Source organism: Longimicrobium sp., assembly GCF_035474595.1.
Classification (GTDB): Bacteria; Gemmatimonadota; Gemmatimonadetes; order Longimicrobiales; family Longimicrobiaceae; genus Longimicrobium.
In genome coordinates this window covers 155,637-177,501 of sequence record NZ_DATIND010000044.1, presented here as the reverse complement: position 1 = coordinate 177,501, position 21,865 = coordinate 155,637, and the positions used below count along the sequence as shown (strand labels likewise).

23 protein-coding genes are annotated in these 21,865 nt (G+C 70.9%); 20 read left to right on the top strand and 3 right to left on the bottom strand.

Going from position 1 to position 21,865, the window contains the following annotated elements; translation table 11 throughout:
- Positions 1-317: 317 nt before the first annotated feature.
- Positions 318-1,364 carry a LacI family DNA-binding transcriptional regulator gene (locus tag VLK66_RS07730; protein WP_325308812.1) on the bottom strand — a complete coding sequence of 349 codons (1,047 nt, stop codon included), beginning with the start codon at positions 1,362-1,364 and terminating at the stop codon, positions 318-320.
- 140 nt (positions 1,365-1,504) lie between these two features.
- Positions 1,505-2,332 (bottom strand): hypothetical protein, encoded by an 828-nt coding sequence (locus VLK66_RS07725; RefSeq protein ID WP_325308811.1) that lies wholly within the window; start codon positions 2,330-2,332, stop codon positions 1,505-1,507.
- Positions 2,333-2,711: 379 nt separating this feature from the next.
- On the opposite strand from VLK66_RS07725, the gene VLK66_RS07720 reads away from it, so the two are divergent.
- The 14 genes from VLK66_RS07720 (at position 2,712) to VLK66_RS07655 (ending at position 13,080) form a co-directional block, all read left to right on the top strand.
- On the top strand, positions 2,712-2,903 hold the full coding sequence (locus VLK66_RS07720) for a hypothetical protein (protein ID WP_325308810.1): 192 nt from the start codon (positions 2,712-2,714) through the stop codon (positions 2,901-2,903).
- Between the two features lie 328 nt (positions 2,904-3,231).
- The gene (gene recJ / locus VLK66_RS07715; RefSeq protein ID WP_325308809.1) at positions 3,232-4,962 is read left to right on the top strand and encodes a single-stranded-DNA-specific exonuclease RecJ; all 1,731 of its coding nucleotides are present in this window, start codon (positions 3,232-3,234) and stop codon (positions 4,960-4,962) included.
- Complete coding sequence (locus VLK66_RS07710) at positions 4,959-5,384, top strand: hypothetical protein (RefSeq protein WP_325308808.1); 426 nt, start codon at positions 4,959-4,961, stop codon at positions 5,382-5,384. Before recJ ends, VLK66_RS07710 begins: the two co-directional genes overlap by 4 nt.
- Positions 5,385-5,515: 131 nt before the next feature.
- Positions 5,516-6,043: a 16S rRNA (guanine(966)-N(2))-methyltransferase RsmD gene (gene rsmD / locus VLK66_RS07705; protein ID WP_325308807.1), complete on the top strand. Its 528-nt coding sequence runs from the start codon at positions 5,516-5,518 to the stop codon at positions 6,041-6,043.
- Positions 6,040-6,555, top strand: coding sequence for a pantetheine-phosphate adenylyltransferase (gene coaD, locus VLK66_RS07700; RefSeq protein ID WP_325308806.1), 516 nt, complete (start codon positions 6,040-6,042; stop codon positions 6,553-6,555). The genes rsmD and coaD overlap by 4 nt, the downstream gene beginning before the upstream one ends.
- 71 nt (positions 6,556-6,626) lie before the next feature.
- A complete protein-coding gene (locus VLK66_RS07695) occupies positions 6,627-6,848 on the top strand; it encodes a DUF433 domain-containing protein (protein WP_325308805.1) in 222 nt (73 codons plus the stop codon).
- Between the two features lie 126 nt (positions 6,849-6,974).
- Positions 6,975-7,160, top strand: a complete 186-nt coding sequence (locus VLK66_RS07690) for a hypothetical protein (RefSeq protein ID WP_325308804.1) — start codon at positions 6,975-6,977, stop codon at positions 7,158-7,160.
- Between the two features lie 129 nt (positions 7,161-7,289).
- Positions 7,290-8,273 carry a phosphate acetyltransferase gene (pta, locus tag VLK66_RS07685; protein WP_325308803.1) on the top strand — a complete coding sequence of 328 codons (984 nt, stop codon included), beginning with the start codon at positions 7,290-7,292 and terminating at the stop codon, positions 8,271-8,273.
- A gap of 589 nt (positions 8,274-8,862) precedes the next feature.
- The gene (locus VLK66_RS07680; protein WP_325308802.1) at positions 8,863-9,195 is read left to right on the top strand and encodes an STAS domain-containing protein; all 333 of its coding nucleotides are present in this window, start codon (positions 8,863-8,865) and stop codon (positions 9,193-9,195) included.
- 118 nt (positions 9,196-9,313) lie between these two features.
- The gene (locus VLK66_RS07675) at positions 9,314-9,784 is read left to right on the top strand and encodes an ATP-binding protein (RefSeq protein WP_325308801.1); all 471 of its coding nucleotides are present in this window, start codon (positions 9,314-9,316) and stop codon (positions 9,782-9,784) included.
- A gap of 5 nt (positions 9,785-9,789) precedes the next feature.
- Entirely contained in the window at positions 9,790-11,346 is a 1,557-nt protein-coding gene (locus tag VLK66_RS07670) for a PP2C family protein-serine/threonine phosphatase (RefSeq protein WP_325308800.1), read from the top strand.
- Between the two features lie 2 nt (positions 11,347-11,348).
- Complete coding sequence (gene rsmA, locus VLK66_RS07665; RefSeq protein WP_325308799.1) at positions 11,349-12,197, top strand: 16S rRNA (adenine(1518)-N(6)/adenine(1519)-N(6))-dimethyltransferase RsmA; 849 nt, start codon at positions 11,349-11,351, stop codon at positions 12,195-12,197.
- 194 nt (positions 12,198-12,391) lie between these two features.
- Entirely contained in the window at positions 12,392-12,754 is a 363-nt protein-coding gene (locus VLK66_RS07660) for a type II toxin-antitoxin system RelE/ParE family toxin (RefSeq protein WP_349260494.1), read from the top strand.
- Entirely contained in the window at positions 12,754-13,080 is a 327-nt protein-coding gene (locus VLK66_RS07655) for a helix-turn-helix domain-containing protein (RefSeq protein WP_325308797.1), read from the top strand. Before VLK66_RS07660 ends, VLK66_RS07655 begins: the two co-directional genes overlap by 1 nt.
- 81 nt (positions 13,081-13,161) lie before the next feature.
- Here VLK66_RS07655 and VLK66_RS07650 read toward each other — a convergent pair whose 3' ends face one another.
- On the bottom strand, positions 13,162-14,490 hold the full coding sequence (locus VLK66_RS07650) for a TolB family protein (protein WP_325308796.1): 1,329 nt from the start codon (positions 14,488-14,490) through the stop codon (positions 13,162-13,164).
- Positions 14,491-14,883: 393 nt separating this feature from the next.
- Here VLK66_RS07650 and smpB point away from each other — a divergent pair, with 393 nt between their 5' ends.
- The 6 genes from smpB to VLK66_RS07620 all read left to right on the top strand — a co-directional run bounded on the left by smpB (position 14,884) and on the right by VLK66_RS07620 (position 21,648).
- Positions 14,884-15,366, top strand: a complete 483-nt coding sequence (gene smpB / locus VLK66_RS07645; protein WP_325308795.1) for an SsrA-binding protein SmpB — start codon at positions 14,884-14,886, stop codon at positions 15,364-15,366.
- A complete protein-coding gene (locus VLK66_RS07640) occupies positions 15,366-16,589 on the top strand; it encodes an N-acetylmuramoyl-L-alanine amidase (protein WP_325308794.1) in 1,224 nt (407 codons plus the stop codon). The genes smpB and VLK66_RS07640 overlap by 1 nt, the downstream gene beginning before the upstream one ends.
- Before the next feature lie 80 nt (positions 16,590-16,669).
- The gene (pyrF, locus tag VLK66_RS07635) at positions 16,670-17,386 is read left to right on the top strand and encodes an orotidine-5'-phosphate decarboxylase (RefSeq protein WP_349260492.1); all 717 of its coding nucleotides are present in this window, start codon (positions 16,670-16,672) and stop codon (positions 17,384-17,386) included.
- A gap of 152 nt (positions 17,387-17,538) precedes the next feature.
- Positions 17,539-18,150 (top strand): hypothetical protein, encoded by a 612-nt coding sequence (locus tag VLK66_RS07630; protein WP_325308792.1) that lies wholly within the window; start codon positions 17,539-17,541, stop codon positions 18,148-18,150.
- Between the two features lie 293 nt (positions 18,151-18,443).
- Positions 18,444-19,901 (top strand): HD domain-containing phosphohydrolase, encoded by a 1,458-nt coding sequence (locus tag VLK66_RS07625; RefSeq protein ID WP_325308791.1) that lies wholly within the window; start codon positions 18,444-18,446, stop codon positions 19,899-19,901.
- 415 nt (positions 19,902-20,316) lie between these two features.
- A complete protein-coding gene (locus tag VLK66_RS07620) occupies positions 20,317-21,648 on the top strand; it encodes a glycine--tRNA ligase (protein ID WP_325308790.1) in 1,332 nt (443 codons plus the stop codon).
- Positions 21,649-21,865: the final 217 nt, after the last annotated feature.

The following is a 21,865-nucleotide window of genomic DNA, read 5'->3' as shown; positions in this document are numbered from 1 at the left end:
AGTCGCAGCAACAACTACGGGAAGCCTCGCAAACTGCGCGAGGCTGATCCGCTCATTCTGTGGCATCAGCGCTCACGACCACTGTCCTTTCATCCTCCGTGGTCGCGCGCAGCGCGGTGTTCGACTCAGGATGACGTCGGGCGGGGCCGGCGCGGAAGCACAGACTCATTTTCTGGACCTGGTATTCCATGCCGGACCCGCGATTACGGCCCGCACCGTGTCCGAACCGCCGCGCGAGGCCGGGGGGGCAGTCCCGCAGGGACTTTGTGCGGTTGTTGCCGCGAATTCATTCGCCCCCCGCGTGAAGTCTCCCGCTCCTATGCGTGGCCGCCGCACGAGTCGCGGATCACCAAGCGGGTCGGCAGCGTTTCGCGGGCGCGCGGGTGGCGGCTGCCGGCCTCGACGGCGCGGACCAGGTGCTCGATGGCGCGGGCGCCCAGCTCGCTGATGGACACGTGCACGCTGGAGAGCGGCGGCGTCAGGTAGCGGCAGATGGGGATGTCGTCGAAGCCCGCCACCGCCACGCCGCCGGGAACCGGGACGCCCGCCTGCCGCAGCCCGCTGATCAGCCCGATGGCCATGGAGTCGTTCGCCGCAAAGACTGCCGTCGGACGGGGATCCGCCGCCAGCACCGCCTCCGCCGCCGCGTAGCCCGCCTCGTCGGTGAAGTCGCCGGGAAGCTCCAGCGCCGGGTCGGGGGCGATCCCCATCTCCTCCAGCGCGGCGCGGTAGCCGCGCAGCCGCTCGCCCGCGTCGAAGTTGTGCCGCGGGCCGCAGAGCATGGCGATGCGCCGGTGCCCGTGCGCGCCCAGGTGCCTCACCATCTCCCGCGCCCCGCCGTAATTGTCTACCCGCAGCGTGTCGAACTCGTCCGACTCCACCGGCGGGTTCACCAGCACCGCGGGAACGCTGTCGTGCAGGTTGGCCGCGAGAACGGCCAGGTCCACGTAGGGCGAGAGCACCACCACGCCGTCCACGCGGCCGCGCATGGCCCGCAGCGCCGCCTCCACGTTGTCGCGGACGGTGTGGCTGCTGGAGAGGAGAAGGTGGAAGCCGCGCGCCTGCGCCGCCTGGTCCAGCCCGCGGATGACCTCGCTGAAGAACTCGCCGTGCAGGTCGGGAAGGAGCACGCCCAGCATGGCCGTGCGCCGCGTGCTGAGCGAGCGCGCCGCGTCGTTGGGGATGAAGCGCAGCTCCTCGGCCACGCGGTGGATGCGGTCGCGCGTCTCGCCGGCCACCGCGCCGCTGGCGTTCAGCACCCGCGACACCGTGGCCACGGAGACGCCCGCGGCCCGCGCCACGTCCTTGATGGTCACGCGCGCGGACGCGCCGCCGGCCGCGGGGGAGAGAAACGGTCGTGCCACGGAAAACACCGGAGGGAAGCGGGATGTAACCGGTTACGCAGATGGTGCAGAGTAGGCCCGGGCTTCCCCCCGCGTCAAGGACGGATGTTTCGCGCGGGCGGCGGCGGGATGGGCCGACGCGGAAGGGTTGGGCGATGCGCCTACGGCTCGGGGTTCTCGTCCTCCCCCTCCGCCGCGGCCGAGTCGGGCTCGGGGGCGGGGAGGTCGTCGGAGCAGATCCAGCGGACGTTCTCCACCTTCACCTGCTTGCCGGTGAAGGTGGAAAAGCGGTTGGAGAGGACCAGGAAGTAGCTCCCCGGCCCGGGAAGCGGCACGTCGAGCGTGACCGCCGCGGTGCGCGGGGCGGCGAAGACGGTGGCGAAGCGGCGGTTGTACTGGAAGTTGGCGAAGCCGTCGCGGTCCAGCACCATCACGTCGGTGTCGTGGCGCCCGCCGGCGGTGGTCTCGATGCGGCCGCGCAGCCGGCAGGGGCGCTCGTCGGCGACCTCGAAGCCGTAGTAGTGGTACTGCCCCGCGGCGATCTTCAGTTCCGGCACGTCCACCACGTCGCCGGTCGCGGGCGGCGGGGGAGGCGGCGGCGGGGGCGGCGGGGGCGGCGGCGCGGGCTCGTCGGGATCCGCCGCGGCCACGCGCTCGCCGGGGAGCGTGGCGAACGCGGGGAAGGAGTCGCGCACCAGGCGCAGGCTGTCGCCGACGGAGTCGCCCGCCGCGCCCGCGGTGCGCCGCCCGCCGCCGCCCAGCGTGAGCAGCGCGATGATCCCGGCAGCCACCACCGCACCCACGATCGTCAGGGGGATGAGGAGCCGATTCCGCCCGTCCGCCTGCGCGCCGGCCGACGCACCCGCGGCCGCACCCGCCGCGGCCGACGGCTCGCCGGTGGGGGCGAGGTCGTCCTGCGAGCGGCCGCAGTAGCGGCAGATGATGGCTTCGTCCCGGATCTCCTCGGCGCAGTAGCGGCACTTCTTCATCAGGCAGACGCGTCGGGTTCGGCGGCGGTGGATTGGGCTGCGGCAACATCGGCCCGGGTGGGGCGGATGGCAAGCCGGAGGGTTCTACGTTCCGGTGCGGCGCGATGTTGCATCGCGGTCCCGATCTCCGCGGCTGCCCGAGCTTCTAGTCCTAAGTCCTAAGTCCTAAGTCCTAAGTCCTGAGTGCTGAGTGCTGAGTGCTGAGTGCTGAGTGCTGAGTGCTGAGTGCTGAGTGCTGAGTGCTGAGTGCTGAGTGCTGAGTGCTGAGGCCGATCGATGTCTCAACCACTGAAGTCACTTAGGACTTGGGACTTAGGACTTAGGACTTCTTTTGGAACCCCCCGGCACGCCCGTTGCGCCATCCCCCGCCGCCCGAACGATGGATCAACCGGTGGAGATGGAGAACGACGTGGCAACCGACCGCGAGCCGCCCTTCGAGGGCGGGTCCCAGCCCGTGAAGCAGGAGCCGCCCCGCATCCCCCCCTCGCGCCCCAGCCCGCGCATGGGGATCCTGCTGGGCCTCATCGTCCTCTTCCTCCTCGCCGGCGTCGTCTTCATCTTCGCCCACTGAGTGTTCGGGGCGGATTCAACCTGATCGAGCGTGGGTCGCCCCGGCCGCCGGCGGCGGCGCCTGCGCGGTTCATCTCACCGCGGACTCCGGTGTGCCGGTGATACGCCGGGATGCCGGAGAGGGAGTCCGCGAAGGCGGGCTTGGGGCAGTTGTTGCCGCGAATTCATTCGCCTTCTCAGCCTCGGCGAGCGCGGGAATCTCAATTCTCCGGAGATGGAGCGCCCCGACTCCCCGCCCGTCCATCTTCTTGTATCCGCCATCCACATCTCCCCCAACCGGTTGTGTCCACGGCTTGAACCGGGCGAGGCGCGTGAGTAGCTTTCACTCCATGCAGCCCCCCCTCCAGGCGACCCGCCGCTGGGTCTTTCCCGCCGCCCCCGACGCCGCCCGCGTGGACCGCCTTTCGCGCGAGCTTCGCCTGCCGCCCGCGCTCTGCCGGCTGCTGGTGCAGCGCGGCTTCGGCGAGCCGGACTCGGTGCGCGAGTTCCTGCGCCCGCACGAGGGGCAGATCCATGCGCCGCAGTCGCTTGCGGGAATGGGCGACGCGGTGGAGCGCATCGTCCGCGCGATCCGCGCCGGCGAGACCGTCCTGGTGCACGGCGACTACGACGTGGACGGGATCTGCTCCACCGCGCTCTTCGTCCGCGCGCTGGGGATGATGGGGGCGAAGGCGCTGCCCTTCGTCCCCCACCGCCTGCAGGACGGCTACGACCTGTCCGACGCCGGGATCCGCGAGGCGCAGCGCATCGGCGCCGCGCTCATCCTCACCGGCGACTGCGGCATCGTGGCGCACGACGCGGTGGAGCGGGCCTGCTCGCTCGGCATCGACGTCATCGTCACCGACCACCACACCCCCGGCCCCACGCTCCCCGCCTGCGTCGCGGTGGTGAACCCCAACCGCGCCGACTGTCCGTATCCCGACAAGTCGCTGGCCGGCGTGGGCGTGGCGTACAAGGTCTGTTGCGCGGTGGCGGACGCGCTCGCCTTCCCCCGCGCCCGGCTGCACGCTTTCCTCGATCTGGTCGCCGTCGCCACCATCGCCGACCTGGCGCCGCTCACCGGCGAGAACCGCGCGCTGGTGCGCTGGGGGCTGAAGGTGCTGCCCCAGACGCCCAACCCGGGGCTGCGCGCGCTGCTGAAGATCACCGGGCTGCTGGACAAGGGCGACGTCAGCGCGTCGCAGGTCGGCTACGTGCTGGCCCCCCGCATCAACGCCGTGGGCCGCATGGGCGAGGCGCTGCGCGGCGTGCGCCTGCTGCTGACCGACGACGACCGCGAGGCGCACGAGATCGCGCTACAGCTGGAGACGGAGAACCGCTGGCGCCAGAGCGTGGACGGCGAGACGCTGAAGCAGGCGATGCAGGTGCTGGAGCGCACCTTCGACCCCGCGCGCGACTGGGGCGTGGTGCTCGCCGAGCAGGACTGGCACCCGGGGGTGATCGGGATCGTGGCCTCGCGCGTGGTCGAGCGCATCCACCGGCCCACCGTGCTGATCGCGCTCAAGGGGGATGAGGATGGAAAGGGGAGCGCGCGCTCCATTCCCGGCTTCCACCTGTACGAGGCGATGCGCGCCTGCTCCGGGCACCTGGCGCGCTTCGGCGGGCACCGGATGGCGGCGGGATGCAGCATCCGCCCCGACCGGGTAGACGCCTTCCGCGCGGACTTCAACGCCCACGCGCACAGCGTGCTGGACCCCGACCGGCTGATCCCCGAGGTGAGGATCGACCTGGAGGTGGAGCTTCACCACGCCGACGAGAACCTGGCGCGCATGCTCCGCCACGCCGGCCCGTTCGGAATGGGGAACGCCACGCCGGTGTTCGCCGCGCGCCGCGTGGGCGTGGTCGGCGATCCGCGCGTCGTCGGCGAGAAGCACCTGAAGCTCACCCTGGGCGCGCAGGGGCGGACGATGGACGCCATCGGCTTCGGGATGGCGGAGCGCGGCCGCGAGCCCTGGGTCGCCGGCGGGCCGCTGGACGTCGCCTTCCGGCTGGAAGAGAACCATTACAACGGCCGCGCCTCGCTGCAGGCCAAGATCGTGGACCTGAGGCCCGCGCAGTGAGCGAAGGCGAGACGCAGACCTGGCCCGGCCTGCGCCGGCCGCTCAGCCACCTCCCTCCCGGCTACCCGGCGCATTCGTGGGCGGCGATCGCCGGACGGTACGATGATGGCCGGCAGCCGGCGATGCACCGGCTGGTCGAGCAGATCATCGCGTCGCCGTACGTCTCCGGCGTGTTCGGGCAGACCTCGCACCTCACGCTGTTCGTCTCGCAGACGCCCGAGGTGAGCCGCACCGCGAACGTCCTGCGCATCGAGCAGACGCCCGGGGGCCGCATCGCCTTCGAGTACATCGAGGCCTTCGACGAGCCGCGCCGCTGGACGCGCGAATGCGCGCCCGACGATGCGTTCGCCACCTTCGAGCGCTTCCTGGAGTTGCAGAAGTGGTTCGTGCAATCGCCCGGCGCCGAGCCGCCGCCGGCCTGATTCGCCGCCGATGTGCATGCCACAACCCGTGCCCCTCTCCCGCAACCGGGCGAGGGGCTTAGTTTGTCCGCGATCTTGCAGATCTGCATGGCATCTGTGCATCACTGCATCGAGACCGATCGGGAGCCTGGATGCGGATCGTGGCGGGGACGTGGGGCGGGCGCACCATCCAGGCGCCGCCGGGGCGGGGGACGCGGCCGACCACCGACCGCGTGCGCGAGGCGTGGATGAGCATCGTCTCGCCCGGGCTCGGCGGCGCGCGGGTGCTGGACCTGTTCGCGGGCTCCGGCGCGCTGGGGCTGGAGGCGCTCAGCCGCGGCGCGTCGCACTGCACCTTCGTGGAGCAGGACGCGAAGGCGCTCGCCGCGCTGAAGGCCAACGTGAAGGCGCTGGACGCCGCCGACCGCGTGGACGTCTTCCGCACCGACGCGGTGAAGTTCGCCGCCGCGCTCGGGCCGGGCGCCTACGATCTCGCCCTCGCCGACCCGCCGTACGGGAAGGGGTTCGCGCGGCAGCTGGCCGAGGCGTTCGCCGCGGCGCCGTTCGCGGCGCTGCTCTGCATCGAGCACGGCAAGGACGACGTGCTTCCCGACCTGCCGGGCGCGCGCAGCCGCCGCTACGGCGACACCTGGCTCACCTTCATCCCCGCCCCCGAATGAGCGACCGCATCGCGCTCGTCCCCGGCTCGTTCGACCCCATCACCCTGGGCCACGAAGACATCGTCCGCCGCGCGCTGGCGCTGGCCGACCGGGTGATCGTCGCCGTCGGCCACTCCGCGCAGTCGCAGAAGCAGGGGATGTTCACGGTCGACGAGCGCGTGGCGCTGATCCGCGAGGTGTTCGCGGACGAGCCGCGCGTCGAAGCGGCAGCGTTCCAGGGGCTGCTGGTGGATTTCGCCCGTTCGCGCGGCGCCGGGCTGGTGGTGAAGGGCCTGCGCACCGTGGGCGACTTCGAGTACGAGATGCAGATGGCGCTGATGAACCGCCGCCTGCTGCCGGAGCTCGACACCGTCTTCCTGGCGCCCGACCCGGCGCACGCCTTCGTCTCGGCCACGCTCATCCGCCAGATCGCCACGCTGGGCGGCGACGTCGCCCCCTTCGTCTCCCCCGCCGTCCTCGCCCGCATCCACGCAAAGCTCGGCGGCGCCAGATCACCGGGAGTCTGGACGTAACGGCCGGGCGGCTGTTCGTGCAGATCCGGCTACATTAGCTTACTGCAGGCTCCCTGAATGGAGGTGAAGTCATGCAGATGACGAGCGTGATCCACAAAGATCCCGACATCCTGGGCGGAACTCCGGTGTTCGTTGGAACCCGCGTCCCCCTGAAGACGCTGATCGATTACCTGGAAAGCGGCCTCCCGCTCGACGAGTTTCTGGACGACTTCCCGACCGTGTCGCGCGAACAGGCGATTGCGGCCCTGAAAGAGGCACGAGAAGCGCTGAGTGACCGTGCGCGTGCCGCTTGACGAATGCACGCCGCGCAAACTGCGTCGCGAGCCCCCGGGTCACGTGATCCGGACGGTCCCGGAGTTGGGGTGGGGAGGTACGAAGAACGGCGCATTGCTAAGACGTGCAGCAGAAGATGGCTCGACGTGCTGCTGACCGTCGATTCCAACATGGAATTCCAGCAAAATACGGACAACCTGCCCGTCGCGGTGGTCGTATTGGTAGCGCGCTCCAACAGCATCATCGAGCTACTGCCGCTGATGCCGGAACTACGCGAACTCCTGCCCAACATCGAGCCAGGCCGGCTATACCGGATTGGTCCCGCCGCATAGCTCGATAAACACCCAGTGGAATTCGCCCGATCCGCCCGGCACGGAATCGGGCGACGTTGCGTTCCGGCCGGCGCCGCGTCAGCTTCGCGGCGATGGTGGAGCATAGATCAAGAGCCTACAGAGCGGTCGATGGATTTCCTCGCAAGCATCCGTAGCCGCGCGCGGGACCGGCTGCGCAAGCTCGTCTTCCCCGAAGGCCACGATGCGCGCACGCTGGAAGCCGTGGCGCGGGTGGCGGCGGACGGGCTCGCCATCCCCCTCGTCATCGGCGGCGACCTGACGCGCGCGGACCTGGACGACCTGGGCGTGGTGGACGTCGAGGTGGTCGATCCGGCGACGGACCCGCGGCGCGCGGAACTGGCCGCGCGGCTGTTCGAGCGGCGGAAGGCGAAGGGGATGACGGAAGAAGAAGCCCTCCGCGCCGTGGCCGATCCGCTGCTGTACGGCGCGCTGATGGTGGGCGCGGGGCACGTGGACGGCTCCGTCTCCGGCGCGGCGAACACCACGGGCGACGTGATCCGCGCCGCGCTGTACGGCGTCGGCCCGGCGGCGGGGATCCGCACCGTCTCGTCCTCCTTCTACATGGTCGTCCCCCCGTTCCGCTCGGGCGAGACGGAGGTGCTGACCTTCACCGACGGCGCGGTGGTCCCCGACCCCACCGCCGGGCAGCTGGCCGACATCGCCATCGCCGCCGCCGAGGCGCGACCGCGCATCGTGGGCGATGCGCCGCGGGTCGCCTTCCTCAGCTACTCTACGGCGGGAAGCGCGCAGGGGCCGAGCATCGACAAGGTGCGCGAGGCGCTCGCCATCTTCCGCCAGAAGGCGCCCGACATCGCCGCCGACGGCGAGCTGCAGGTGGACGCGGCGCTCATCGAATCCATCGGCGCGAAGAAGGCGCCCGGCTCGCGCGTCGCCGGCCAGGCCAACATCCTCGTCTTTCCCGATCTGGACGCGGGCAACATCGCCTACAAGCTGGTGCAGCGCCTGGCCCACGCCGAGGCCATCGGCCCGCTGCTGCAGGGCCTCGCGAAACCCTGCAACGACCTGTCCCGCGGCGCCACCGTGGAGGACATCGTCAACACCGCCTGCCTGACGTCGCTCATGGCGGCGTGACGCTGCGGCTGCGAATCCACGAACTCTGAGTGGCTGCGGGTTCCCAACTCGAAGCGGCCGCGGATCACCAACTCTGAGCGTGGTTCGCAGCCTCGCGCCGCCCTCCCCCCGCGCCGGAGGGCGCGACCCCCTCCCGTTCCGGGAGGGGGTGGCTCTCCAGCACCGCGGCCCTTCGGAAACATTCTCGCGTCGATCGATGCGGCCCTCGCGCTGCGGCCCAGCCGGGCGGGCAAGATGCCGCCGATCCACGCAGATCGCCGCGAGCCACCTCTCCCGGTACGGGAGAGGTGGACGGCCTCGGCCGGCCGGAGAGGGCGCGGTGCCCGAGCCCCGCGCCAACGCCCGCCGATCTCCATCGTCCCTGTCCGTCCCCATCGATCCGCAGATCACGAGCGGGGGCGCCGGTCATCGCCATCCCCATCATCATCCCCACCCCATCTCCATCCCTTACGGATCGTTTGCGCTGGCGGATGCGCGCGCGTAGCTTCGCAGGAGCGCGTACGCATGGGCCGCAGGTGGCACAGTCGTTGCCCCGGCTGGCCCCGGATTGCGGGTCGGACGACAAACCAGCCAATGGGCCAGAGGAGCCATGAGCTTCCGAACGAGCAAGCAGAACGGTGTGGTGGTGGTGGACGTCGATGGCCAGCTCATCGTGGGCAACCGCCAGGAGCTGAAGCAGAAGGTGCTCGACGAGCTCGAGGGCGGGGAGCGCAAGTTCCTGATCGACTTCACCAACACCGGCTACATCGACTCCTCCGGGCTGGGCGTGCTGGTCAGCCTGTCGAAGAAGATCCGCGAGCAGAGCGGCGAGCTGCGGCTGGCCAACCTGAACGAGGACCTGCGCACCCTGTTCGAGCTGACCAAGCTCGACACCCTCTTCAACATCGCCGACTCGCGCGACGCCGCGCTGTCCGCGTTCTGAACGCCGCGCGGGCCGTGCACACGCACCGCGCGCAGGCTGTGCCCCCCACGGGGGGGGCGCACCGCGCCGCGGGCGGGTGCCCGGCCCATCCTCATCCGACGGTACTCCGCTGAGCCGCATGGAGCACCACCAGAGCGGCGCCACCCACCGGCAGGGGCGCGACGGAACCCAGTTCGCGCTGGAGCTTCCCAGCGACCTGCGCCTGATCGACGGCGCCATCGGCTACCTGGCCACCCGCCTGCGCGACTACGGCTACGAGGGCTCGCGGCTCACGCTGAACTTCCGCGTGGGCGTGTCCGAGGCCCTGGCCAACGCCATGATCTACGGCAACGGCCGCGACCCCGCCAAGAAGGTGCGCGTGGAGGTGGACCTGCGTCTGGAGCACGTGACCGTGGTCGTGCACGACCAGGGGAACGGCTTTGACCCCGGCTCCATTCCCGACCCCACCCTTCCCGAGAACCTGGAGGAGCCCGGCGGCCGCGGCATCTTCCTGATCCGCGAGCTGATGGACGAGGTGGACTTCGCCGGGTGCGGCAACTGCGTGCGCCTGGTGCTGTACCGCCACGAGCCGCTGTCACGCGCCTCCTGACCCCGATGCCTGCCGCCGCCACCGCCCCCGCGCTGGCCCGCCCCGCCCGCGAGGTGCTGGACGACCTCCGCCGCGCGTGGGGCGAGGACGTGCGCGTGTGGGCCCGCGCGGGTGACGCGTGGCGCGTGGTGATGGGCTCCGAGGCCGACGGCGCCACCGCACCCGGCGCCGCCACCGCCGAGGTGCCGGGAACCGAGTACCGGCTGGAGCTCCCCGGCGCCGACCCGGCGGCCACCGAAGGGGCGGCGCGCTTCCTGGCGTCCACGCTGGCCAGGGTGCTGCGCCACGACGACGAGATCCGCTCGTTCAGCCGCGAGATCTCCGAGCGCTACGAGGAGATCAACCTCCTCTACTCCATCAGCGAGATCCTGGGCTCCATCATCTCGCTGGAGCAGGCGGCGGGAACCATCATCACCGAGGTGGCCAGCATCCTGGGCGCCAGCCGCGCCGCGCTCTGGGTGCACGACGCCGAGCGCAACCAGCTCGCCCTGGCTGCGGTGGAGGGAGGCGACGGCTTCGTGGGCCCCATCGCCGTGGACGACCGCTGCTCGGTCACCGCGTCGGTCTTCCGCGAGGGGCGGCCCATCATCCTGGCGCCGGGGGAGATGTGGGCGCGCGCCGAGTGCGGCACCGAGCAGCAGCCGCAGCAGGGCGCCTTCCTTTCCGTCCCCGTCTCCTACACGCCCCCCGAGGGCGAGCCGCGCACCGTAGGCGTCATCAACCTCACGGGCCGGCCCGGCGGGTTCAGCGCGGGCGACCTGAAGCTGCTCGCGGCCATCGCCAGCCAGATCGGCGCGGCGGTGGAAAACAACCGGCTGATCGAGGAGTCGCTGCGGCAGGAGCGGATCGTGCGCGAGATGGAGCTCGCGCACGATCTGCAGCTGAAGCTCCTCCCCCCGCTGGAGCAGTTCGCCAACTACGCCGAGGTGGCGGCGCGATGCGTTCCGGCCGAGAGCGTGGGCGGCGACTTCTACCACCTCTTCCGCCTTCCCGGCAACCGGCTGGGCGTGCTGATCGGCGACGTGAGCAGCCACGGCTTCGGCGCGGCGCTGATCATGGCGCTCACGATGAGCGCCGTGGCCATCCACGCCAGCGAGGGCGACCCGCCCGCCGAGGTGCTGCGCCGCACGCACCTGGCGCTGATCGACGAGCTGGAGACCACGGAGATGTACCTGACGCTGTTCTACGGCGTCATCGACCCGGCCGAGAACACCATCGTGTACGCCAACGCCGGGCACTCGCACGCCTGGCGCATCCCGCGCGACGGCGATCCGCAGCGGCTGAACGTGACCGATCCGCCCTTCGGCATCATCGACCGCTCGCAGTACGGCGAGGCCACGGCGCCGTGGATCGGGGGAACCGACATCCTCTTCCTCTTCACCGACGGCCTGTCCGACGCGCTGGGGAAGGGCGAGGTGGAGGGGGAGAAGGTGCTGGTGGACGAGGTCGCGCGCCGCCGGACGGAGCCCACGGACGAGATCGTGCGCCGCCTCTTCTCGCGCATCGGCGAGGCGGGGAGCGTGCCCCCCGACGACCGCACGGCCGTCGTCCTGCGCTTCTGACGGTGCCGCCGCGCAAGCAGCTTCCCTACCCCGACGACCTCCCCCGCGCCAAGCGCGCGCTGGGGCAGAACTTCCTCATCGACCCCAACATCCAGCGGAAGATCGTCGCCGCGCTCGACCCCGGGCCGGACGACGAGGTGCTGGAGATCGGCCCCGGCGTGGGGGCGCTCACGAAGCATCTCGCCGGGACGGTGCGGCGCCTCGTGCTCGTCGAGCTCGACAACGACCTGGCTGCCCGCCTGCGCGCGGAGTTCGCAGGCGAGCCCTCGGTGGAGGTCATCAACGAGGACTTCCTCGATGTCCCGCTGGAGCGCATCACGACCGACCCCGCGCGGCTGAAGGTGATCGGCAACATCCCGTACAACATCACCACCCCCATCCTCTTTTCGCTGCTGGAGCGCCGCCCGCGCCCGGCGGTGATCGTGCTGATGGTGCAGCGCGAGGTGGCCGACCGCATCCTGGAAAAGGCGGGGACGAAGACGTACGGCGCGCTGGCGGTGGGCGTGCAGGCCGTGGCCGACGCCACCCGCGTGCTGAACGTGAGCCGCGAGGCCTTCCGCCCGGTGCCCGACGTGATGTCGAGCGTGGTGAAGATCGTTCCGCACGACCCGCCGCGGCTGGCGCCGGACGAGGAGGGCGCGCTCCGCGAGCTCACGCGCGCCGCCTTCCAGCAGCGCCGCAAGCAGTTCCAGCGCATCCTCCGCGACGCGTACGACCTCACCCCCGACGAGGCCGGGGCCGTGGGCCGCGCGGCCGGCATGGACCTGGTCCAGCGCCCCGAAACCTTCTCCGCCCTCAAGTTCATCGACCTCGCCCGCGTTCTCCGCGACCGGTCGAATCCCCCCGGCTGAAGCTCCGCGCCACCCTTTCCAAGCTGTCGGCTCGCGTGCGCTTTGCGGCTGTCCAGAGTGCGCGTGCATCCATCTACTACGTTAACCTTCCCGCTCCCGTATCCATGACGCCGGCCATGGCGGCGCTTCCCGCCGCGTGGGTCGGCGTGAGGAGAGATATTCCCTTTACTGCATATGCAAGGAGGGGTATATTGATGGCGTGGAGAGTTCGAGGCACGCTGATATTCGATGCGTGGTACGACGAGCTGAACGAGCGGGAGCGCGAAGACGTGATCGCGTCGGTCGATCTGCTGAAAGCAGCCGGCCCGCACCTCGGCTTCCCGCACAGCTCCGCGATCAACGGATCGAAACACCCCCACATGCGCGAGCTTCGCATCCAGCATGCGGGACGGCCATACCGGATCCTGTACGCGTTCGATCCCAAACGGGCGGCCATTCTTCTGATGGGCGGAGACAAGACCGGAGACAACCGCTGGTACGACCGTGCGATCAGGCTCGCAGACCGTCTGTACGACGAGCACCTCGCGGAGCTGCGAACACAGGAGGAGATCAACTGATGCCCACGAAAGACTGGGAAGAGATCAAGGCAAAGGCCGCTCCGGAGACGATCGAGCGAGCGGCCCGCAAGACGGAGGCGATGCTGGCGGCCATGGAGCTGAACGACCTTCGCCGCGCGCGGAAGATCACGCAGGAGGAGCTGGCGGAACGGCTCGGCACGCGCCAGTCGAACGTGTCCAGGCTGGAGCGGCGCACGGACGTGCGGGTGAGCACGCTGCGCGACGTGATCGAGGCGATGGGGGGCGAGCTTCAGATCATCGCGCACTTCCCGGACGCGGAGTACCGGATCGACCAGTTCGAGCGCGCGGCAGAGGCGGCGGACTGACACGGATCAGTCTCGTGATACAACGAACCCGCGCCGGGAGATTTCTCGCCCGGCGCGGGTTTCTTCATCTCCCTGCTTCCTTTATCCGGCCAGCGCGCGTAGAAGCGTGTCGGCCATCGCGGTGAGGCGCTCGGCGGCGGCGGCGCTCACCTGCTTGCCCGCGAGCTGCCGCACGTGCTGGCGGAAGCGCTGCAGCGCGGCGCGCTCGCCCGCGGTGTCGCCGGCATCGTGGGCGCGGGCGGCCTGCGCGAGGAACGCCTGCAGGCTGCGCGCGGCGCCGGCGTTGGCGATGTCGCCCGAGGCCAGCATCGCATCGACCGTCGACGACAGGGTGGCGAGCGTGAGCGCCTGGACCACGGCGGTGCGGATCTCCCAGCGCTCGTTGGCGCGCTCCGTCCACACCACGCGGCTGCCGTCGATGCGCGGCCACCCCTGGTGGTTGGGGCCGGTCGCCACCGGCACCTCGGTTCCGCTCGCCAGGTCGTACAGGTAGATGTCGTTCTCGGGGAGATAGTGGCTGGCCGAGTTGCGCCCGTCCTCCCACACGATCAGGCCGCCGGAGATGCGCGCGTTGAACTGTCCCGACGGGTCCGTGGTGATCCGGCGCTGAGTCGCGGTCGCGAAGTCGTACAGGTACACGTCGTAGCTGCCGCTGCGCTCGTCCGACCAGACGATGCGGCCCGTGGAGACCGAGGGCGCGCCGATGGCCTGGCTGTTCACGGCCACGACCTCCCGCTCCTCGCCGGTCGCCAGGTTCGCGGCGCGGATGGCGGTGGTGTACGGCGAGCGCGTGGTGAAGCTGGACCACGCGGCGAGATCGCCGTCCACGTCCACCTCGCGCGCCGCCTGGCCGGAGTCGGGCGTGTAGTGCGTCAGGATGTGGGTCGCGCCGGTGGCCGCGTCGTACACGGCGACGTTGCCCACGCCGGCGCTGAACTCCACGTACGCCACCCGCCCCTGCGGCGACACCTGCGCGGTGTACCCCGCCCCGCTGCCGATCGCGCGGGCCGTGCCGGTGGAGGCGTCGCGCAGGTAGATCGTGGTGCCGTCGCTCCAGACGGTGTACCGCCCCGCCGTCGCGGGCCACGCGAAGGTGCCGGACACCGTCGCGTACTGCGCCCGCGCGCCGGAGGCCAGGTCGTACGCCAGCACCGCCGCCGCGCCGGACGACGCGTCCTGCCACACCACCCGCCCGCCGCCCACGTCGGGGAGCGGCAGGTTCTGCCCGAACAGCACCCCGCCCTCGTTCCAGGCGATGGTGCGCGCATCGGTGGCGACGACCGCCCCTGCCTCGGCGGACGCGGAGAGATGCACCGGCGCGGGACCGGGCCCCGGCTCAGGGGCGACGATGGAATCCGAGCACCCCGCCAGCGTGGCGAGCGCGAGGGGCAGGAATACGGCGCGGCGCATGAATCCTCCGGGTGCGGCGGGTCCTCCGGCGGGGGCGGCACCTCCGCCCCCAAGGCGGGGCGGGCGCCGTCGCACATCGCGTTCCAAATCTGCCGTAAGTTGTTGAAGTGAAGGATGTTGAGATACATTCCACAAACAGACGAATCGCACATCGCGCCGCGTTCCGGGCCGGTGGCGGCAGAGAGACGGCGGACGGCGGGCGAATCCGCCTCGCATCATTGCTATCTCGATGCTCCGGCTGGTCATGGCCCCGCAATGTGCGATGGAGAACGAGGTGCCCGCGGAGACCCGCCGTTGACTTTCGCGCTCTCGCACCTTCGCACTTTCGCACTTCGTTGCAATCACGTAACATTCACCGGCATTGACTCCGCCGACATCACGCGTCATAGATAGATGAACAATCCCCAGCCCAAAGAGCGGTCCGGTGACCGCATCGCCGCACAGAACCGCAAGGCGCGGCACGAATTCCACGTGCTGGAAACCTGGGAGGCGGGGATCGTGCTGCAGGGCACCGAGGTGAAGAGCCTGCGCGACGGCAAGGCCAACATGTCCGACGCCTTCGCCACGCTGAGCGGCGGCGAGCTGTGGCTGTACAACCTGCACATCTCGCCGTACGAGCAGGCCAACCGCTTCAACCACGACCCGCTGCGCCCCCGCAAGCTGCTGATGCACCGCTCCGAGCTGCGCAAGCTGGTGGGCCAGGTGGAGCAGAAGGGGCTCACGCTGGTGCCGCTGGACATCCACTTCAGCAACGGGATCGCCAAGGTGAACCTGGCCCTGGTGCGCGGGAAGAAGCTGCACGACAAGCGCGACGCGCTGCGCGAGCGCGCCGAGAAGCGCGACGTGGAACGCGGATTCAAGGAGAAGGAGTTCTGATGATCCGTCGCCCCGCCGCCCTCCTGCTGGCCCTGCTCTCCCTCGCCGTCCCCCGCTCCCTCGCTTCCCAGGCCGCCCCGGCATCGTGGCGGCTGGAGACGGCCCGCACGCCCGTCGAGGTGCGCGAATCCACCTCCCGCGGCTACGCCGCCCTTCCCGCGTCGGTGCTGGTGACGATGGGCGCCGAGATGGCGTACGGCGACGACGCCGTGACCGCCCGCTTCGGCGGGGTGGAGGCGCGCTTCGCCGCGGGCTCCGCCGACGTCCGCATTGCCGGGCAGACGCGGACGCTCGAGCATCCGGTCTACCTGGAAGACGGCATCCTCTACGTCCCCGTCGAGTTCTTCGGCCGGCCGCTGCTGGACTGGTCGCGCGGGGCAATGATGGCCGACGCGGAGCACCACGCGATCCGCCCCGTCCTGGCGAAGCTCGACGCGGCGACGTCCGGCGCCCCGTCCGCGGAAGCGGCGGCCCCCGCGCAGCCGTCCGCCATGCCGGTGCAGAACGCCTCGGCGCGGCCGGTGAGACGGCTGGTGGTGGTGGACGCGGGGCACGGCGGGGTGGACCCCGGCGCGCGCGGGCCCGGCGGCACGCGGGAGAAGGACGTGACGCTGCGGGTGGCGCGGATGGTGGCGGAGCTGCTGCGCGACGATCCCACGCTGGACGTGCGGATGACGCGCGACCGCGACACCCTCATTGCCCTGCACGACCGCGCGCGCTTCGCCAACCGCTGGCGCGGCGAGGGGCAGCCGGCGGTGTTCATCTCCATCCACTGCAACGCCAACGAGAGCCGCGCCGAGAAGGGGTACGAGACGTACTTCCTGTCTGAGGCGCGCACGGCCGACGCGCAGCGGGTGGCCAACTTCGAGAACGCCTCGGTGCAGTACGAGGAGCACGCCGCGAACGGCGACGCGCTGGGCTTCATCCTCACCGACCTGCGCCAGAACCACTACCTGCGCGAGAGCAGCGAGTGGGCGCAGCGCATCCAGGACGGGCTGCGCGCCATCCACCCCGGCCCGGACCGCGGGGTGAAGCAGGCCGGGTTCGCGGTGCTGCGCGGCACCTTCATGCCCGCGGTGCTGGTGGAGATCGGGTTCATCTCCAACTCGCGCGAGGAGCAGATCCTGAACGACCGCGACATGGAGGCCACCATCGCAAAGCAGCTGGCCGACGCGGTGCGCGCCTACTTCGAGCGCCCGGGCGTGCGCCCCGCCAGCGAGTAGGGTAGATTCGCCCCCCGGCCGAGACGCCAGCGGCCCGCCGGAATCATCCGGCGGGCCGTTTTCTCACCAGCCACAGGGAGATGGATGTGAAGACGCCCGTGCCGATCATCGCCCTCGACGTGCCGGACGCGGACGGCGTGCTCGCGCTGCTGGAGCGGCTGGGCCGCGGCGTGGAGTTCGTGAAGGTGGGCCTGCAGCTCTTCACCGCCGAGGGCCCGGCCATCGTCCACGCGCTGCGGGGAAGCGGCATCCGCGTCTTCCTCGACCTGAAGCTGCACGACATTCCCAACACCGTGGCCCACGCGGTGAAGAGCGCCATCGAGCTGGACGTGGAGCTGCTGACGGTGCACGCCTCGGGCGGCGCGGCCATGCTCCGCGCGGCGGCGGACGCGGCGGCGGGGTCGCCGCTGAAGCTCCTGGCCGTCACCGTCCTCACCTCGCTGGACGATGCCGGGCTGGCGCAGGCGTGGGGGCGGGGCGCGGTGACGGCGGAGGACGAGGTCGCCCGGCTCGCCGCGCTGGCGAAGGCGTGCGGCATCCCCGGCGCCGTCGCCTCGGTGCGCGAGCTCCCCGCCGTGCGCCGCGCCGCGGGCGAGGAGATGCTGGTCCTCACCCCCGGCATCCGCCTGGCCGGCGACGCGGCGGGCGACCAGTCGCGCGTGGCCACGCCGGCCGAGGCCGCGCGGCTGGGCGCGGACTACGTCGTCCTGGGCCGCTCCGTCACCGCCGCGGCGGACCCGGCCGCGGCGCTGGCGCGGGCGATCGCGGAGCTTTCGTCCGGACCCGCGGGCAACTGAGCGCTGCTCATCCCGCGGCACGGAGCCTGCACTGCTACGCAGGACGGGAGCAGAAGACTCTGGCGCGATGATTCGCCCGGATGCATAATTATGCTCCCGCCGCACTCCCGGCGTCCTTCGAAATCCGGTTCCCCTTCTCCAGAACGATTCCCATGAGATCTCCGGCACTGCGCGTAATTGCCGCGGCGGCGCTGCTTGTTGCCGCCGCCGGCTGCAACGACACGGTCACCTCCGGCGACGCGCCGCGCACCCCGGCGGGCCGCGCCGGCGGGCTCATCGATGGTCTCCTGGTGAGCGTGGTGCAGCGCACGCTACCGTTGCAGCAGAACTACACTGCCACGGCCACCATCGGCAGCGCCGGCGGCACCATCGCCATCCCGCAGGCGGGGTTCCGCATCACCTTCCCGGCGGGCGCGGTATCGGCGCCGGTGACGGTGCGGGCCACGGCGCTCGCGGGGAGCAACGTGGCGTACGAGTTCGAGCCGCACGGAATCGTGTTCGCCAGGGAGCCGGTGATCTCGCAGGACCTGGGGCTCACCAGCGTGCTCGGGCAGCTGCTTTCCACCCCGCTGCAGGGCGGCTATTTCGCCGACGCGTCGCTGCTGGGCGACGGCGTGGCCACCATCAGCGAGACCCGCCCCGCCACGCTCGACCTGCTCCGCCTCCGCACCACCTTCACCATCCGCCACTTCTCGGGCTACGCAGTCACGAGGAAGAGCGGGTACATGGGGGCCTCGGGAAGCCGCATGGCGGGCGGACGCTGAGAAATCCGGAACAGGGGTGCACGACGTGGCCGCTGCGCTTGCGCCACCACGTATCTCCTCGATTTTGAAGCACTTGCGCTGAGGCGCGGCAGACGGGAACTTCCTCCCCGGTTCTCTCTTCCGCGCCTCGTCTCTCCTCCTGGATGATCCCCAGTCAAGATACGGCTGCTCCGATCACGCTCGACGCGCTGATCGAGGCCGGCCAGGTTGCCGAACGCGATGGTGACCGCCCGGCTGCACGGGAGCACTACGAGGCGGCGCTGTTCCGCCTGCGCGCTCCCGGCCAGGAGCCGTTGGCGGCTTCGCTGCTGCGGTGGATCGCCCGCACGCACCTCGACGGCGGGACCATCGAAGTCGCCGGCGAGATCGCCGAAACGGCGCTCGCGGTGTCGCAGCTGGCGGGCGACCTGGCGGGCGAGGCGCATGCGAACAACCTGCTGGGGTTGATCGAGCGCGAGCGGGGCGATCTGGAGCGGGCCGAGAGTCTCCACTCGCTCGCTCGCGACCTGGCGAGGGCGGCCGACCTTCCGCCCGTGGTGGCGATGGCGGAGACGAACCTGGGGATCGTGGCCAACATCCGCGGCGAGTACCGCACCGCGCTGAAGAGGTATCGCGCGAGCCTGGCCGTGCACCGGACGCTCGGCACCAATCCCTCGCTACCGCACGCGCTGAACAACCTGGCCATGCTCTTCACCGACCTGCGGCGGTGGCGCGCGGCCGACCGCGCCTTCGCCGAGGCGCTGCGGGTGTGCGACGAGCTGGGCGACGCGGCGGGGCGGGCGAAGATCGAGGGCAACCGCATCGAGGTGCTGATCGCGCAGAAGCGGTGGGCGGAGGCGCGGATGGCGTGCACGCGGGCGCGGCGGCTGGCGGTGTCCACCGGCGAGACGGCCACGCTGGCCGAGGTGTCCAAGCACCTGGGCGTCATCGCGCGGGAGACGGGCGACTGGGGCGCCGCCGCGCGCAACCTGGGGCGCGCCGCGCGGATCGCGGACGAGCGCGGCGACCTGCTGCTGGGCGCCGAGACGGCGCGCGAGCAGGCGCGGCTGCACTGGACGCGGCACCAGCACCGGGAGACGCTGCAGGCGCTGAACCGCGCGCACGGGCTCTTCTCCCGCCTGCAGGCCCGGCGCGACCTGGCCGAGGTGGACGGGCAGCTGGGGGAGCTGGAGTCCACCTTCGTGAACATCGTGGCGGCGTGGGGCCAGTCGATCGAGTCGGCCGACCACTACACCCGCGGCCACTGCGAGCGCGTGGCCAGCTACGCCTGCGCGCTGGCCACGGCGGCGGGGCTGGATCCGGACGTGCTGCTCTGGTTCCGCATGGGCGCGCTGCTGCACGACGTGGGGAAGATCGTGGTCCCGCCCGAGATCCTGAACAAGCCGGGGAAGCTGACGCCCGACGAGCGCGCGGTCATCGAGCGCCACCCCGACGCCGGCGTGGAGCTGATCGGCGACATCGAGTTCCCGTGGGACATCCGCCCCATGGTGCGCCACCACCACGAGGCGTGGGACGGGAGCGGGTACCCGGCCGGGCTCGCGGGCGACTCCATCCCCCTTCCCGCGCGCATCCTGTGCGTGGCCGACGTGTACGACGCGCTGGCCAGCGACCGCCCGTACCGCCGCGGCTTTCCGCACGAGCGCACGCTCTCCATCATGGCCGCCGAGGCCGGCACCCGCCTGGATCCGCGGCTCTTCGAGCTGTTCACGCGGCTGGAGCTGCCCGTGGCGGCGCAGCAGATGGCGGCCTGAGGCGGTCCTACCCGTCCGCTCCCAACAGCGAATAACCCGATCCGGCGCCCCCGCTCCCTCCAATGAATTGGAGGGCTACAAGGGCACAAAGTCCCTGCGGGACTGCTGGCGAGCATCCGGGCGCGGCGGCACCTTGGGTGCGGCCGGACCTTTCCGCGCCCGTCGCCCGCTCGCGGTGAAGCCGGGGTGCAGTCCCGCAGGGACTTCGTGCGGTTGTTGCCGGGGAATTCCATTCCCCGGACGGGGCCGCATCCACACGCACCGTCCACGCTCCGCCCGCCGCCCCGCCTCGCGATTGCCGTCCCTTGACGCGTCGGCTAATATCCCCCGCTTCACATCCCCGGGAATCATCCGGCGCTGGGAACGCGCCTTCAATCTGGACGGACGCAAGGCAGGCATGGCGGACACCGAACTCATGGACAAGCTCGTATCCCTTTCCAAGCGCAGGGGATACGTCTTCCAGTCCTCCGAGATCTACGGCGGCACCGGGAGCGTGTGGGACTACGGTCCGCTGGGCGTGGAGCTGAAGCGGAACGTGAAGGAGGCCTGGTGGCGCGCCATGGTGCACATGCGCGACGACATCGAGGGGCTGGACGCGGCCATCCTCATGCACCCGCGCGTGTGGGAGGCCAGCGGCCACGTGGAGAACTTCACCGATCCGCTGGTGGAGTGCCGCAACTGCCACCGCCGCTTCCGCGTGGACATCCTGCTGGCCGAGACGGGCGCGGCGGACCTGGAGCACGCGCAGTGCCCCAGCTGCGGCAAGAGCGGGCAGTGGACCGAGCCGCGCCAGTTCAACCTGATGTTCAAGACGCAGAAGGGCGCCGCCGAGGACTCGGCCGACGTCATCTACCTGCGCCCGGAAACGGCGCAGGGGATCTACGTGAACTTCCTGAACGTGCAGCAGAGCGCGCGGCAGAAGATCCCCTTCGGCATCGCGCAGATCGGCAAGGCGTTCCGCAACGAGATCACCCCCGGGAACTTCACCTTCCGCACGCTCGAGTTCGAGCAGATGGAGATGCAGTTCTTCGTGAAGCCCGGCACCGACGGCGAGTGGTTCGAGCGCTGGCGCGAGCTGCGCTGGAAGTGGCATCAGGAAACCATCGGGCTGGCGGCCGACCGGCTGCGCTACCATCCGCACGAGAAGCTGGCGCACTACGCCAGCGCCGCGGGCGACGTGGAGTTCTTCTTCGGCGGCACCATCGGCGACGAGGGGTGGGGCGAGATCGAGGGAATCCACAACCGCACCGACTTCGACCTGGGCCGGCACCAGGAGTACAGCGGCAAGAAGCTGCAGTACGTGGACCCGCAGGCCAACGAGCGCTACCTGCCGTACATCATCGAGACCAGCGCCGGCGCCGACCGCGTGACGCTGGCGGTGCTCGCCAACGCCTACCGCGAGGAAGAGGTGGAGGGCGAGGTGCGCACGGTGCTGAGCATCAAGCCGTCGCTGGCGCCGCTGAAGGCCGGCGTGTTCCCGCTGGTGAAGAAGGACGGGATGCCGGAGCGCGCCACGCAGATCCACGAGGACCTGCGCGCCCGCGGCATCCCCAGCTTCTACGACGAGTCCGGCGCCATCGGGCGGCGCTACCGGCGGCAGGACGAGGCCGGCACGCCGTTCGGCATCACCGTGGACGGCGAGACGATGGCCGACGGCACCGTGACCGTCCGCGAGCGCGACACCATGCAGCAGACCCGCATCTCGCAGGACGAGGTCGTGCGCTACCTGGAGGAGCGGATCCGGTAGACGAGGGTGGGCGCCGGCTTCCGTGTCTTCCTGACGGATGCCGCCGCCGATGATCACGGTCGACTGATGATCGACGAGCGAAGCCGGCATCCCGCGGGGGTGCCGGCTTCGTCGCGTCCCAGCCATACCCGGCGAATAAATTCGCGGGCAACAACAGCACAAAGTCCCTTCGGGACTGCTGTCATGCATCCTGGCCTTCAACCGGTATCGGTGCAGC